General features: G+C 49.8%; 11 protein-coding genes. 3 read left to right on the top strand and 8 right to left on the bottom strand.

Translation table 11 applies throughout. The annotated features are described in order from the left end of the window. Nucleotides 1-10: 10 nt before the first annotated feature. The 6 genes from urtD to FTU69_RS04655 form a co-directional block, all read right to left on the bottom strand. On the bottom strand, nucleotides 11-829 hold the full coding sequence (gene urtD / locus FTU69_RS04630) for an urea ABC transporter ATP-binding protein UrtD (RefSeq protein ID WP_104488240.1): 819 nt from the start codon (nucleotides 827-829) through the stop codon (nucleotides 11-13). Continuing rightward, complete coding sequence (gene urtC, locus FTU69_RS04635) at nucleotides 826-1,899, bottom strand: urea ABC transporter permease subunit UrtC (protein WP_160242698.1); 1,074 nt, start codon at nucleotides 1,897-1,899, stop codon at nucleotides 826-828. Before urtC ends, urtD begins: the two co-directional genes overlap by 4 nt. Nucleotides 1,900-1,903: 4 nt before the next feature. Next, nucleotides 1,904-3,538, bottom strand: coding sequence for an urea ABC transporter permease subunit UrtB (gene urtB / locus FTU69_RS04640; RefSeq protein WP_163140835.1), 1,635 nt, complete (start codon nucleotides 3,536-3,538; stop codon nucleotides 1,904-1,906). 93 nt (nucleotides 3,539-3,631) lie between these two features. Beyond that, the gene (gene urtA, locus FTU69_RS04645; RefSeq protein ID WP_180103552.1) at nucleotides 3,632-4,915 is read right to left on the bottom strand and encodes an urea ABC transporter substrate-binding protein; all 1,284 of its coding nucleotides are present in this window, start codon (nucleotides 4,913-4,915) and stop codon (nucleotides 3,632-3,634) included. A gap of 389 nt (nucleotides 4,916-5,304) precedes the next feature. Continuing rightward, nucleotides 5,305-7,185 carry a DNA topoisomerase IV subunit B gene (gene parE, locus FTU69_RS04650; RefSeq protein ID WP_005180875.1) on the bottom strand — a complete coding sequence of 627 codons (1,881 nt, stop codon included), beginning with the start codon at nucleotides 7,183-7,185 and terminating at the stop codon, nucleotides 5,305-5,307. Nucleotides 7,186-7,199: 14 nt separating this feature from the next. After that, on the bottom strand, nucleotides 7,200-7,784 hold the full coding sequence (locus tag FTU69_RS04655) for a YqiA/YcfP family alpha/beta fold hydrolase (RefSeq protein ID WP_180103553.1): 585 nt from the start codon (nucleotides 7,782-7,784) through the stop codon (nucleotides 7,200-7,202). A 244-nt stretch (nucleotides 7,785-8,028) separates the two neighbouring features. Here FTU69_RS04655 and FTU69_RS04660 point away from each other — a divergent pair, with 244 nt between their 5' ends. After that, nucleotides 8,029-9,360 carry a hypothetical protein gene (locus FTU69_RS04660; protein WP_075168204.1) on the top strand — a complete coding sequence of 444 codons (1,332 nt, stop codon included), beginning with the start codon at nucleotides 8,029-8,031 and terminating at the stop codon, nucleotides 9,358-9,360. Nucleotides 9,361-9,429: 69 nt separating this feature from the next. On the opposite strand, the gene FTU69_RS04665 is transcribed toward FTU69_RS04660, so the two are convergent. Next, nucleotides 9,430-9,960, bottom strand: a complete 531-nt coding sequence (locus FTU69_RS04665) for a disulfide bond formation protein B (protein WP_016658712.1) — start codon at nucleotides 9,958-9,960, stop codon at nucleotides 9,430-9,432. Between the two features lie 20 nt (nucleotides 9,961-9,980). Further along, nucleotides 9,981-11,558, bottom strand: a complete 1,578-nt coding sequence (gene gshA / locus FTU69_RS04670; RefSeq protein ID WP_180103554.1) for a glutamate--cysteine ligase — start codon at nucleotides 11,556-11,558, stop codon at nucleotides 9,981-9,983. Nucleotides 11,559-11,767: 209 nt separating this feature from the next. Between gshA and FTU69_RS04675 the strand changes: the two genes are divergently transcribed. Both FTU69_RS04675 and FTU69_RS04680 read left to right on the top strand, forming a co-directional pair. After that, nucleotides 11,768-12,307 (top strand): DUF924 family protein, encoded by a 540-nt coding sequence (locus FTU69_RS04675; RefSeq protein WP_168396978.1) that lies wholly within the window; start codon nucleotides 11,768-11,770, stop codon nucleotides 12,305-12,307. Between the two features lie 49 nt (nucleotides 12,308-12,356). Further along, nucleotides 12,357-12,911, top strand: coding sequence for a hypothetical protein (locus FTU69_RS04680; protein WP_005180882.1), 555 nt, complete (start codon nucleotides 12,357-12,359; stop codon nucleotides 12,909-12,911). The last annotated feature ends 1 nt before the right edge of the window (nucleotide 12,912 follow it).

Raw genomic sequence — 12,912 nt, forward strand, 5'->3', positions numbered from 1 at the left:
CGCGGTCTCCTTAACGTCCCAAATATTTTTCAATCACATCGTCATTGGCCTGAACTTCAGCCAATGTCCCCTCTGCCAGAATGGCACCCTGTGCCAGCACCGTGACTTTTTCACTGATGGTGTCAATAAAGCTCATATCATGCTCAACCACAATCAAGGTATGATTTTTCTTCAGCTCCAGACATAGCTCTGCGGTGCGTTCAGTTTCGGCATCGGTCATACCGGCCACTGGTTCATCCAGCAAAATCAGCTTGGGGCGCTGCATCAAGAGCATGCCAATTTCCAGCCACTGCTTCTGACCATGCGACAGCAATCCGGCTGGTTTATGCACCAATTCCTGTAAGCGGATTTGTGCCAGCGATTCCTCCAGCGCCTGTTGGGCATCGGGATCGAGCTTGCTAAACAGGCTTTTTTTCACCCGTTTATCTTTCGGGGCGGCAAGCAGCAGGTTTTCTATGACAGTAAAATTTTCAAATACTGTGGGTTTCTGGAACTTGCGTCCAATTCCGGCCTCGGCAATCTGTTCGGTGCTCATCTTGGCTAGATCATAGGTCTGGCCAAAAAAGGCACTGCCTTCCGTTGGACGAGTTTTACCGGTAATCACATCCATTAACGTGGTTTTACCGGCACCATTGGGTCCAATGATGCAACGTAATTCCCCTTCTTCGATATACAAAGACAAGTCGTTTAAGGCACGAAAGGCATCAAACCAGACACTGACTTTTTCCAAATACAGTGCAATACCGTGGCTAAAATCTGCGCCCTGTTCCTTGGGGCGGCCATAACCTTCAGCAGCATGGCCACCATGAGCTTGCAACAGTTCACTCATTCGCTCCGCTCCTTTTTAAAACGGTCAAACAGACCAATAATCCCTTTCGGCAGGAAGATGGTCACCACAATAAATAGCGCCCCTAAAATCAGTAACCACGCCTCTGGGGAAGCAGCGGTGAAATAGGTTTTGGCCGCGTTAATCACACCTGCGCCGAGTAAAGGCCCAATTAAGGTGCCACGACCACCTGCCGCGACCCAGACCGCCATTTCAATTGAGTTGACCGGGTTCATTTCACTCGGGTTGATGATGCCGGCTTGTGGCACATACAGCGCACCGGCAATACCCGCGATCACCGCAGACAGCACCCAGGCCGACAGCTTGTACCACAGCGTGCGATAACCCAGATATTGCAGACGGTTTTCACTGTCACGAATCGCACCCAGCACACGGCCATAAGGCTGATTCATCAGATGACGCAGCCCGATAAAGCACAGCAGCAGCACCAGCGCAGTGATAAAGCACAGGCTGGCCCGCATCGGTGCCGAGGTAATATCCATGCCCAAAATAGTTTTAAAGCCGGTAAAACCATTGTTGCCGCCGAAACCGGTTTCATTACGGAAAAACAGTAGTGCAGCGGCAAAAGTCATGGCCTGGGTGATAATCGAGAAATACACACCCTTGATTTTGGAGCGGAAGGCAAAGAAGCCAAATACAAAGGCAATAATGCCCGGTACTAAAACGACCAGTGCAAGCGCCCACAGGAAATAATCAGTACCAACCCAGAACCACGGTAATTCGGTCCAGCTTAAGAAACGCATAAAGTCTGGCAAGCCATCGCCCGCGGATTGGCGCATCAGGTACATGCCAAACGCATAGCCGCCTAGAGCAAAGTACAGGCCATGGCCCAGACTTAAAATACCGGCATAGCCCCAGACCAGATCCAGAGCCAAAGCCACCAGCGCCAGACACATGATTTTGCCAATCAGGGTGACCCAATAAGCCGACAGATGCAGTGCCGAATCACTCGGCAACAGATGCAGCCACGGCAACAGCAGTAAAATCGCAAAACAGGCGGCAATGGCTGCCCCGCTATAGGGTTTATCGGAAAGTAAATGTGTGATCTTCATGCGCTTACTCCACAAAACGGCCTTTGATGGCAAACAGACCTTGTGGGCGTTTTTGAATAAACAAAATCACAAGAACCAGAAGAATAATTTTGGCCAGTACCGCGCCCATGCCAATTTCCAGCGCAGTCCCGCTAATGCCCAGACCCAGTGCTGCCAGTACCGCACCCCAGACCTGACCGACTCCACCGACTACCACCACCAAAAAGGCATCAATAATGTAGTTCTGCCCCAAATCCGGGCCAACGTTCCCGACCTGCGCCAAGGCACAACCGGCTAGTCCAGCCAGACCAGAACCCAGACCAAAAGCCATCATGTCGATGCGGCTGGAACGAATTCCAACGGCACGTGCCATCTGACGGTTTTGGGTTACAGCCCGCACAAACAGACCAAAACGGGTTTTATTGAGTAAATAGACCAGTAACAACAGCACGGCGATGGTAAAGACAATAATTGCGATACGGTTATACGGCAGCATCAGGCTTGGGCTAATGGAAATGCCGCCAGACAGCCAGGCAATATTGGACACCTCCACGTTTTGTGCGCCAAAGATCATCCGCACCAATTGCATTAAAATCAGACTCACCCCAAAGGTGGCCAGCAGGGTTTCCAGCTGACGGCCATAGAGCGGACGAATTACCGTGCGTTCAATCAGCATGCCAATTAAAGCGCTGACCAGAAAGGCTGCCGGAATCGCCACGATCAGGTACCAGTCCAGATAACTGCCAAAATGGCTTTTAAACAGGCTTTGCACCACATAGGTGGTATACGCGCCAATCATGATCAGCTCGCCATGCGCCATATTGATGACTCCGAGCAGACCATAGGTGATGGCCAGACCTAACGCCGCCAGCAGCAAAATACTGGCGGTACTGAGCCCTGAAAATAGATGCCCGGCCCATTCACTGGCCTGTAAGCGGGTCTGAATGGCGCTTTTGGCCTCCAGCAACACGGCTTTCAGTTCCGGATTCAGATTCGGCTGTTGCAGCTCCTGCTCCACCATGGCCAGTACATCCGGGCGGTTGGAATCGGCCAGTACCTGGGCGGCCTGAATTTTCACCAGCACATCTGGCTGCTGATAATCCAGCCGTGCTTTGAGCTGGGCCAGACGCGCCTTCACCTTATTATTCTGTTCCTGTAAATACAGGCGATTGATCTGCGCCAGCTGTAATTCAGACAGATTGCTTTCATAAATATCGACAGCTTCAAGGCGCTCAGCCGCATCTTCTGACTGCATTTTTGAATGCGCCAGCGCAAAGGTCAGCGCTTTCTGCAAGGTATTCACCAGCGTGACCTGCGCCAGATCACTTGGCCAGTCGCTAACCGGCTCCAGCGCCGGATAACGCAGCAAACGCTCATCCGATTCCAGAATATAGGTTTGGCCATTGGCGCCGCTATAGAGCTGCTGCTGTTCAACATATTGTGCAAGCTGATCCAGCTGTTCGAGGCTGCCGGACCACTGGTTCAGTAAGGCACGGCGGCTGGCGAAATCACCTTGCACAAATTGCTGGATGGCATCGGCCTGTGTCACAGCAACGGCCGTCTGTGTTTGCGGCTGTGGCTGTTCAGCCTGAGCCAGCTGTATCGATAAAACCTGGGCAAAAATCAGAAAAATAGCGGCGATATTCACGCGAATATTCATTTTATATCCCCCTATTGTGTGTCCTCTTTTTTATAAAAAGGCAGAGAAATCGAAAAAAAACCTGCTGCCGAAGCAGCAGGCGTGATGTCAAACTTACTTCGGAAGATAAGGACTCCAAGGTTCTGCCTGCAGGGTTTGCGGGGTTTTATAGACAATATCAAACTGGCCATCGGCACGGATTTGCCCGATCATGACCGGCTTATGCAAGTGATGGTTTGACGCATCCATTTTTAAGGTATAACCAGACGGTGCTTTAAATTCCTGACCAGCCATCGCTTCACGGACTTGATCCACCTCGGTAGTGCCGGCTTTTTCTACCGCCTGCTTCCACATATTGATGCCGACATAGGTCGCCTCCATCGGGTCATTGGTCACCAGCTTGTTGGCATTCGGCAGTTTATAATCGACTGCGTACTGCTTCATTTTATTGGTGAACTCGGTATTGACCGGATTTTTTACCGACATAAAGTAGTTCCATGACGCCAAGTGGCCAACCAGTGGCTTGGTATCAATACCGCGTAATTCTTCTTCACCCACCGAGAACGCCATCACCGGAATATCAGAGGCTTTGATGCCCTGATTGCCCAGTTCACGGTAGAACGGCACATTGGAATCACCATTAATGGTGGAGATGACCGCCGTCTTTTTCCCGGCCGAGAATTTTTTAATATTGCTGACAATGGTCTGATAGTTACTGTGCCCAAACGGGGTGTACTCTTCCATAATGTCGGCATCGGCAATGCCTTTTGATTTCAGGAAAGCGCGCAGAATCTGGTTAGTGGTCCGTGGATAGACATAATCCGTTCCCAGCAGCACAAAACGTTCGGCCTGACCGCCCTCTTCACTCATCAGATATTCCACTGCCGGAATCGCCTGCTGGTTAGGTGCTGCGCCGGTATAGAAAATATTTTTCGACTGTTCCTGACCTTCATATTGCACCGGATAGAACAGCAGACCATTCAGCTCTTCCACCACCGGCAGTACCGATTTACGCGATACTGAAGTCCATGCACCAAAAATGACCGCGACCTTATCCTGAGTAATCAGCTGGCGCGCCTGTTCAGCAAACAGTGGCCAGTCAGAGGCAGGATCGACCACCACCGGCTCCAGCTTTTTGCCCAGCACCCCGCCATTGGCATTAATTTCATTGATTGCCATTAGCGCGGTATCTTTCAGCGAGGTTTCTGAAATGGCCATGGTGCCGGACAAGGAATGCAGGATGCCGACTTTAATGGTTTCACCGGTGCTGGCCGCTGGCTGGGCTGTGCTGGCACTGTCGCTACTTTCGGTCGATTTTGAGCAGCCGCTGAGCACCACAACCCCGGCCATGCTGGCCACTAACATACTTTTTGAAAACAGATTGCGCTGGAACTTCATGAATTTCTCCACACTTATGCAGCACCTGAACACGGTGCCTGTTGTTCTATGACTGCAGCGGATAATTCAATTTCTATGCCAAACGCAAAAATGACAGGCAGATCTAGACGGGACAAGTAAGATTTAAATCATAAAAATTAGTTACTTATATTAATATGAAAAATGAAGCATAGCCCTTCAGCTACGCTGCACTGATCAGCACCACATACACCCAAGCAGAGTGCGCTCTAGAGTTTTTAGAGATATTGAAGGCTAAGGAGGCGCAAAAGTGAACAAAAAAAGTGCAACCCTATCCAGCCGGATTGCCTCATTTTGGAGAAAAAATCAGCGATATAAAAAAACCTGCACCAAGACGGGCAGGTTTTCTAAAATGATGAAATTTTAGGGTTTTAAACCACCAGATCAGCCAGATTGCCTTTTTGCTCTAGCCACTGCTTCCGGTCTGCGGAGCGTTTTTTGGCCAGCAGTTTATCCAGCAAACCGGCAGTGACATGAATATCATCCAGATCCAGTTGCACCAGACGGCGTGTATCCGGGTCCATGGTGGTTTCACGCAGCTGGCTGGCGTTCATTTCACCCAAGCCTTTAAAGCGGGTGATTTGCGGATTTTTGCTTTTGCATTTATTTAAAATGCCGTTGAGCTCATCTTCATCCAGTGCGTAATGTACATCTTTATTGTCATCAATCCGGAATAATGGCGGCATGGCCACAAATAAATGCCCTTCTTCTACCAAAGCCGGGAAATGTTTGACAAAAAGCGCACAGAGCAAGGTGGCAATATGCAGACCATCGGAGTCGGCATCGGCCAGAATACAGATTTTGCCATAACGCAGTTCAGACAAGTCATCTGAACCCGGATCAACCCCAATCGCAATGGCAATATCATGCACTTCCTGAGAGCCCAGCACCTCATCAGAAGACACTTCCCAGGTATTTAAAATTTTACCGCGAATCGGCATGATGGCCTGGAAATTCTTGTCACGTGCCTGCTTGGCCGAACCGCCCGCAGAATCCCCTTCGACAATAAACAGTTCCGATTCTTCACGGGTCAGACCGACACAGTCGGCCAGCTTGCCTGGCAGAGCCGGACCCGACACAATCTTTTTACGCTCGACTTTTTTGGCTGCTTTTAAACGGCGACCGGCCTTGGAGATGGCCATTTCTGCCAGTTGCAGCGCTATATCTGAATTCTGATGCAGCCATAAGGCAAAGGCATCTTTGGCAATATTCTGCACAATTCCGGACGCTTCACGGCTCGACAGACGCTCTTTGGTCTGACCGGAGAATTGTGGCTCCTGGAATTTTAGCGACAGGATATAGTTCACTCCATCCCAGACATCTTCGGCCGAGAGTTTCAAGTTACGCGGCAACAGGTTACGCAGCTCACAGAACTCGCGCATGGCATCGGTGATACCAGAACGCAAACCATTGACATGGGTACCGCCCTGCGCGGTCGGAATCAGGTTGACGTAAGATTCCTGAATGCTTTCACCGCCTTCAACATTCCAGCAAATCGCAAACTCTGCGCTGGCGCGTTCTGCATTGCCTGAAGAGACAAAGGCCGGCGCCGGAATAATCTCGCGGTCTTCCAGTTCATCCATTAAATAATCGACCAGGCCATTTTCAAACTGCCAGGTGATTTTTTCATCATTAATCTGGTCGATATAATTGATTTGCAGGCCAGCCGCCAAAACCGCTTTGGCTTTTAAATTATGTTTTAAGGCTTTTAAGGCAAATTTTGGCGAATCGAAATATTTGGCTTCCGGCCAGAAACGCACCAGCGTGCCTGACGCACGTTTTGGTGCTTTGCCTTCCAGCACTTCTAGTGGTCCAGTGGCTTCGCCCTGCTCAAAAGCCATTTTGTAGAGATTGCCCTGACGCTGTACATCCACTTCTACCCGGGTCGACAAGGCATTCACCACAGAAATCCCGACCCCGTGCAAACCACCAGAAAACTGGTAGTTATCGGTACTGAACTTGCCGCCGGCATGCAGCTTGGTCAAAATAATTTCAATTCCGCTCTGGCCATATTCCGGGTGAATATCCACCGGCATCCCACGGCCATTGTCTTCTACTGCCAGCGAGCCATCTTTATACACGGTCACGCTAACTTTGGTGGCATGTCCGGCCAGTGCCTCATCGACAGCATTATCAATCACTTCCTGCGCCAAATGGTTCGGACGCGAGGTGTCGGTATACATACCCGGACGGCGACGGACCGGATCGAGACCAGATAAAACTTCAAGAGATTGAGCCGTATATTGAGACACGTTGTACTGTTTCCTTATTTTAGGGAATCCGATAAAAACTGCAGCAGCATAGGTATTTTTAGCGCAAAGTTGTCCATCCCATGATTGCCGCGGGTTTCGGTCATGATCAGAGAGCTATGCTGGGCCTGGCTATAATAACGCTGTGCGTCACGATAATCCAAAACTTCATCGCCTTGCTGCAATAACACTAAAATTTTGTCTGCCTTTTCAACAAAAGGCACTGCCATCTGTTCCAGTTGCTGTAAATGTAGCCGCTCCAGCGTCCAGTGTTCATGCACTTTTAGCGGAATCTGTGCATCGCCGAACAGTTCCTGAAACAACTGCCATGGTCGCATAGCCGGATTAATCAGCACAGCCGGAACCGCATAGCGTGCGACCAGTTGTGTCGCATAGAAGCCACCCAGACTGCTGCCGACCAGCGCCACCTGATCCAGCTGCTCAATCAGTGCAGATAAGTGCTGCATCACCTCGTGTGGCGGCGCATTCAGATTGGGCAGATGCACCTGAATGTCACTCCGCTGTGCCAGCGCTTGCCGCAACAGCTGGCCTTTGGCAGAAAAGGGATTGCTCCTGAAACCATGCAAATAAATTAAATTCATTGTGCTAATCGGATGTTATCCATGTTCATTGTTGTATTTACTTTTTTGAGACTTTGATCACATTCATGTTTTAATTTGTATGTCACAAATAATTGTTAGACAAAAAAATTAAAACTGGGGCGTCATCCTCGCTATTGTAAAAGTTGTTCGGGATGAATGATATAAAATTAAGCTTAGAAATTTATACCGTGAAGCCAACGAAAAAGAAAGTAGCCGCGACACTATTGTTAGGGGGCAGTAGCACATGCCAAGTTTAACGCCATTGCATGAAACTTATTGTAAATGGGACACCACACCGCCCAGCCAGGCCGATTTACTGGAAGGTCTGGCGCAGCTGTTAAGTATGCCGGTGCATCAGGTGGTCAAAGAGCTGGTGCAGACCATTCAGCGTGAGGTCTTGCTGAGCCTGTTTGGCATGAGTGAACAGCACTCCCGAAAATTCCAGAATATGTCGCCCATTCGCAAGCTGTACAGCCTGTCCTTTGATACGCTGCAAAACTATAGCAACTACCTGCTGGCGCCCAGTCTGCGTCAGGTGATTGACCGTTTTCCACGTTTACATGACAAGCCGCTGACACCGTATATGCATGTGCTGGTCGGTATTTTAAATGGGGTGCTGGGTGATTATTTGCTGAATCAGCAAAATCCGCTGGCACTGCCAATGACCATTTATGACCACTACGGCAGTGTGCAAAAAGGCGAGCTGACCGGACAGGTGATTCTGTTTGTGCATGGCCTGTGTATGAATCATCTGGACTGGTCACATCAGCAATATGGCGGTATTGGCGAAAAACTGCTGGCACAGCGCCAGCGCAACACCATGCTGTATTTAAATTACAATACCGGACGGCGTATTTCCGCCAATGGTCACAGTCTGGCCAATACCCTGGAAGATCTGATTCAGCGCAATCCGAATATCACCAGCATCAGCCTGATTGGACATAGCATGGGCGGACTGGTGTCGCGCAGTGCCCTGTTTTATGGCAAACAGGATTTGCATGAGTGGATTCATATGGTCGATAACCTGGTCTGTCTGGGTTCGCCACACCATGGTGCAGCGCTGGAGCGTTTCGGCTTTCACTTGCAGGATAAACTGGGGCGTTTCCCGTTTATGAAAATTGTCGGGCATGTGGTGAATATCCGCAGTAACGGTATTCTGGATTTACGCTATGGCAGCGTGCGGGATGATGACTGGGAACACAATGAAGCGCGAATTGGTGAAATTGATGATAACCGTAAACCGGCGCCCTTCCCGTCCCATATCAATGCCTTTCTGGTGGCCGGCACCATTGAATATGAAAACAAGCGCAACCGCACCCGCAAAGTAATTGGCGATTATCTGGTCAGTGTCAAAAGTGCGCTGGGTGAACATCCGAACCCGCGTTTTCAGCTCAAACTGCCGGAATCGCATAAGGCGGTATTTTATGGTCTGAATCATATGGAAATTCAGTACCATTCCAGCGTCGCCGAGCAGATTGTGAAATGGTTTTATCCTGAAAATGATGACCGGGTCAATGAACAGGTACGTGAATATATTGTCAATTTAGAAAGTATTGAAGGCATTGCCCTGACTTAAAAATTGATGCGCTACAATTAAAACAGGAGGGTCATCGCCCTCCTGTTTGTTATTGATCTGGAGACAATATTATTTCTTTTTTACCGGCTTGGTTTTGGCCGCAGTATAGGGATAGGTACGGATTAACTGCCAGATACTAATAATCGTTAGCACAATAAAGAACACTAAAGACCAGACCGGCAAGGATTGACCCAGAAAAGTCCAGTCAATCACTGCACATTCGCCAGACCCAGACAACACCTGTTGCAGCACCGCTTTCATTGGCAAGGCATCGACCAGATAATCCAGTCCCGGACCACAGCTTGGTACCTGATCTGGCGGCAGGTTTTGCAGCCAGACATGCCGCGCGGCAACACCGGCCGACCATAAAATGCTTAAGCTGCCCAAAAAGGCATACAGCCGTTTAAACGCCCCTGAAAGCGGGTTATGGAGCAGCGCGATCAGGGAAATGATTCCCAGGCCAATCAGGCCGACACGCTGGAAAACACATAATGGACACGGCGCCAGACCTTGCACATGCTCAAGATACAGGGCGAAGGCCATCCCCACCACACTGGCACAAAACAAAACACCACTCACGAAGCGATAACTCCATTGCATGGTCAATCCTCTTTCTATTTTTATCGGTACTGAGTCAGGAACTGCTCAAAACTCAAGGTCTGTTCCTGCTCAAGTTGCTGTTGTTGTTGCAATGATTGCTGGGCCATTTCTTCAAAATAGGCCAGCGTTTCCGGGCTTAATACATGCGCCTGATAGACGTCAGCATGTTGCTGCGCCATATGGCTGCCAAAGTTCCAGGTGCCGCCCTGATGTAAGGTATCCTCAATCACCTGCGCCGATAGAGTCGCATCGACTTCATCAATCCGGCCGAGCATGGTCGCCAGACCCTGACTATATAGCGTGGTGGTATAGGCCTGATCCAGCAGTTCAGCCAAAGGCTGCATGGCCTGAACATGACTACGGCTCCAGTCTTCAATCAGATAGGACTGGCCATCTGCCAAAATGGTGGCATTTGGCGCACGGCCACGATTCACGACTTCGGCCTGATTGCGCTCAATAATGTCCTGTTCATCATCCAATAACGCCGGACTGTCTTTCAGCAGACAGTACAGTGCCAGCACTTCCAGGAAGCCGGCGGTGTGTTCATCAATCCCGATCGGGCTATACGGATTGACATCGACCGCGCGTAATTCGACATAGCCAACACCCCGATTGGCCAGCGCCTGCGATGGCGTTTCACCCGCCTGCGGCACCTGTTTTGGACGCACCAGACTGTAGTATTCGTTTTCAATTTGCAGCACGTGATCATTGATCTGAATCGGCTCACCCTGTGCATCATTCAGGCCCAAACGGCTAAATGGCTGATACGGGGTTTTGACGGCTTTTTGCAGACCCTCTAAATAACCACTCAGGTTGTTATAGTGAATCCCGAGCTGTTTTTGCGCCGAATTCTGATAACCAAAACGGCCCATGCGCAAGGCGGTGGCATACGGCAGGAACAGCGTGCCGCGTACCAGTGGCAGCAAATGATGTTCACGGCCGGTCATAAAACACTGACACACCGATGGACTGGCACCGACCACCAGCATCACCAGTGGAGTCAGGCGAATAAAATTACGGATTAAACCGAAATAGCGATGGCTGCGATAATCCTGCAGGCTCAGATTTTTGAGTGCCTCATCGCTTTCTTGCTGTTGTAGCGCTTCAAATAAAGCATCCGGGAAAGACAGATTATAATGTACCCCGGAAATGGTCTGCATCCGGCGTCCATAGCGTACCCCCAAACCATGACGGTATAAGGTCTTGAAACGGCCAATATTGGAGCTGCCATATTGCGCCAGCGGAATGCGTTCTTCGGCATCATCCAGCATACACGGCATTGACAGTGGCCAGAGTTTTTCTTCATGTTCCAGCTGACGGTGCACCACGGCATGAATATCGCTTAAATAATTCAGTGCACCAGGAATACTGTCCTGCGGCGGAGTAATAAACTCCATTAATGCTTCGGAATAATCGGTGGTGATATGCGGATGAGTCAGTGCCGAACCCAAGCCCTGCGGATGGGCTGCCTGAGAGAGAAATCCATTGCTTTGCATACGCAGGCTTTCACGCTCAATACCGCGCAACATGCCGCGCAGTAGCGAAGAATCCACCCAAGTCGTTAAAGTATCTTGAGAGGTCGATTCGGGTTGACTCATTACAATCTCGCTTATCGCAAAAAACTACTAAAGAAAATCATCGGTTTATATCAGTATAACGCGATTTAGTGCCGGCACATTACATCCTGTATAGTTTTCAAACAAACCCACAACTTTATTTTTGGCAATTTTTTATCACAAAGTTGCTCTATAAGACATGTGAAATTTGTGATTTTATTATCCTATACCGCAGCGACTTCATAAAACATATGAATTATCAAGATATTTTGGATTTCTGGTTTGATGCAGCCCACCGCCCGCAGTGGTTTGCCAAAAGTGATGACTTTGACCGGCTGATTGCGGAGCGCTTTCAGGCCACGCATACGGCGGCCAGTCAGGCCGAGCTGTGGTCGTGGCGCAGCAGTGCCGAAGGACGGCTGGCCGAAATCATTGTACTGGATCAGTTTTCACGTAATTTATACCGCAATTCTCCGCGTGCATTTTCGCAGGATGCACTGGCGCTGGCTTTGGCTCAGGAAGCCATCAGCCTGAAACTGGATCAGCAGCTGAGTCCGGAGCAGCGCAGTTTTTTATACATGCCATTTATGCACAGTGAATCGCAGATAATCCATGAATTTGCCCTGAAACTGTTTCAACGGCTGGGCAACCCTGAAAATCTGGATTTTGAAAAGCAACATAAAGTTATTATTGAGCGCTTTGGCCGTTATCCACATCGCAATCAAATATTGGGACGCCAATCAAGCGCAGAAGAATTGGAGTTCCTGACCCAACCGAACAGCAGTTTTTAATTAAAACGCGGTTCATTCTCCCCTTGCAGTATCTTCACAGGAGAACAGCATGAAACATCTAATTCTTGGTTTAGGCCTCGGGCTCAGTCTGCTGCTGGGCGGCTGTGCCACCACACCATCCAAGCCGCTGACCTTTGACCAGCTGGGTCAATATTCGGTGACGCCGCTGAACAGCCAGACCTATCGCATCAGTTTTCAGGCCCGTCCCAACATGAGCTTTGGCACCGCCGAAGAAATTACCCTGGTCAAAGCTGCGCAAACCACGCTGCAACAGGGCCATACCTTCTTTAAAGTGCTGGATGATCCAAGTAACCGCAGCCAGCAGCCACCGCGTCAGGCTGTGGTCTATCCGGCACCGAGCTTTTATCCTTATGGCTATTATCGTCGCCATCCGGCTTTCTGGCCTGACCCATTTTATGACTACCCGCAGGTCATTAATGTTGACCCGATTCAGGTTTCCTATACGATTCAATGTTATAAAGATCAAAAAAGCGCCCCAAGTGATGCCTTTGATGCTCGCCTGATCTTGCAGTCACTGGGTGGAAAATACGGGCTCAGTCCAGGCGGTCAGGTGTTACAGCCACCGGTAGCCACTTCAAACTAGG

It is taken from the genome of Acinetobacter sp. YH12134, from assembly GCF_013418555.1.
Lineage (GTDB): Bacteria > Pseudomonadota > Gammaproteobacteria > Pseudomonadales > Moraxellaceae > Acinetobacter > Acinetobacter indicus.

Coding starts and splice junctions, on each gene's coding strand:
- urtD (WP_104488240.1), bottom strand. CDS start 829: ATGAGTGAACTGTTGCAAGCTCATGGTGGCCATGCTGCTGAAGGTTAT.
- urtC (WP_160242698.1), bottom strand. CDS start 1,899: ATGAAGATCACACATTTACTTTCCGATAAACCCTATAGCGGGGCAGCC.
- urtB (WP_163140835.1), bottom strand. CDS start 3,538: ATGAATATTCGCGTGAATATCGCCGCTATTTTTCTGATTTTTGCCCAG.
- urtA (WP_180103552.1), bottom strand. CDS start 4,915: ATGAAGTTCCAGCGCAATCTGTTTTCAAAAAGTATGTTAGTGGCCAGC.
- FTU69_RS04655 (WP_180103553.1), bottom strand. CDS start 7,784: ATGAATTTAATTTATTTGCATGGTTTCAGGAGCAATCCCTTTTCTGCC.
- FTU69_RS04660 (WP_075168204.1), top strand. CDS start 8,029: ATGCCAAGTTTAACGCCATTGCATGAAACTTATTGTAAATGGGACACC.
- FTU69_RS04665 (WP_016658712.1), bottom strand. CDS start 9,960: ATGCAATGGAGTTATCGCTTCGTGAGTGGTGTTTTGTTTTGTGCCAGT.
- gshA (WP_180103554.1), bottom strand. CDS start 11,558: ATGAGTCAACCCGAATCGACCTCTCAAGATACTTTAACGACTTGGGTG.
- FTU69_RS04675 (WP_168396978.1), top strand. CDS start 11,768: ATGAATTATCAAGATATTTTGGATTTCTGGTTTGATGCAGCCCACCGC.
- FTU69_RS04680 (WP_005180882.1), top strand. CDS start 12,357: ATGAAACATCTAATTCTTGGTTTAGGCCTCGGGCTCAGTCTGCTGCTG.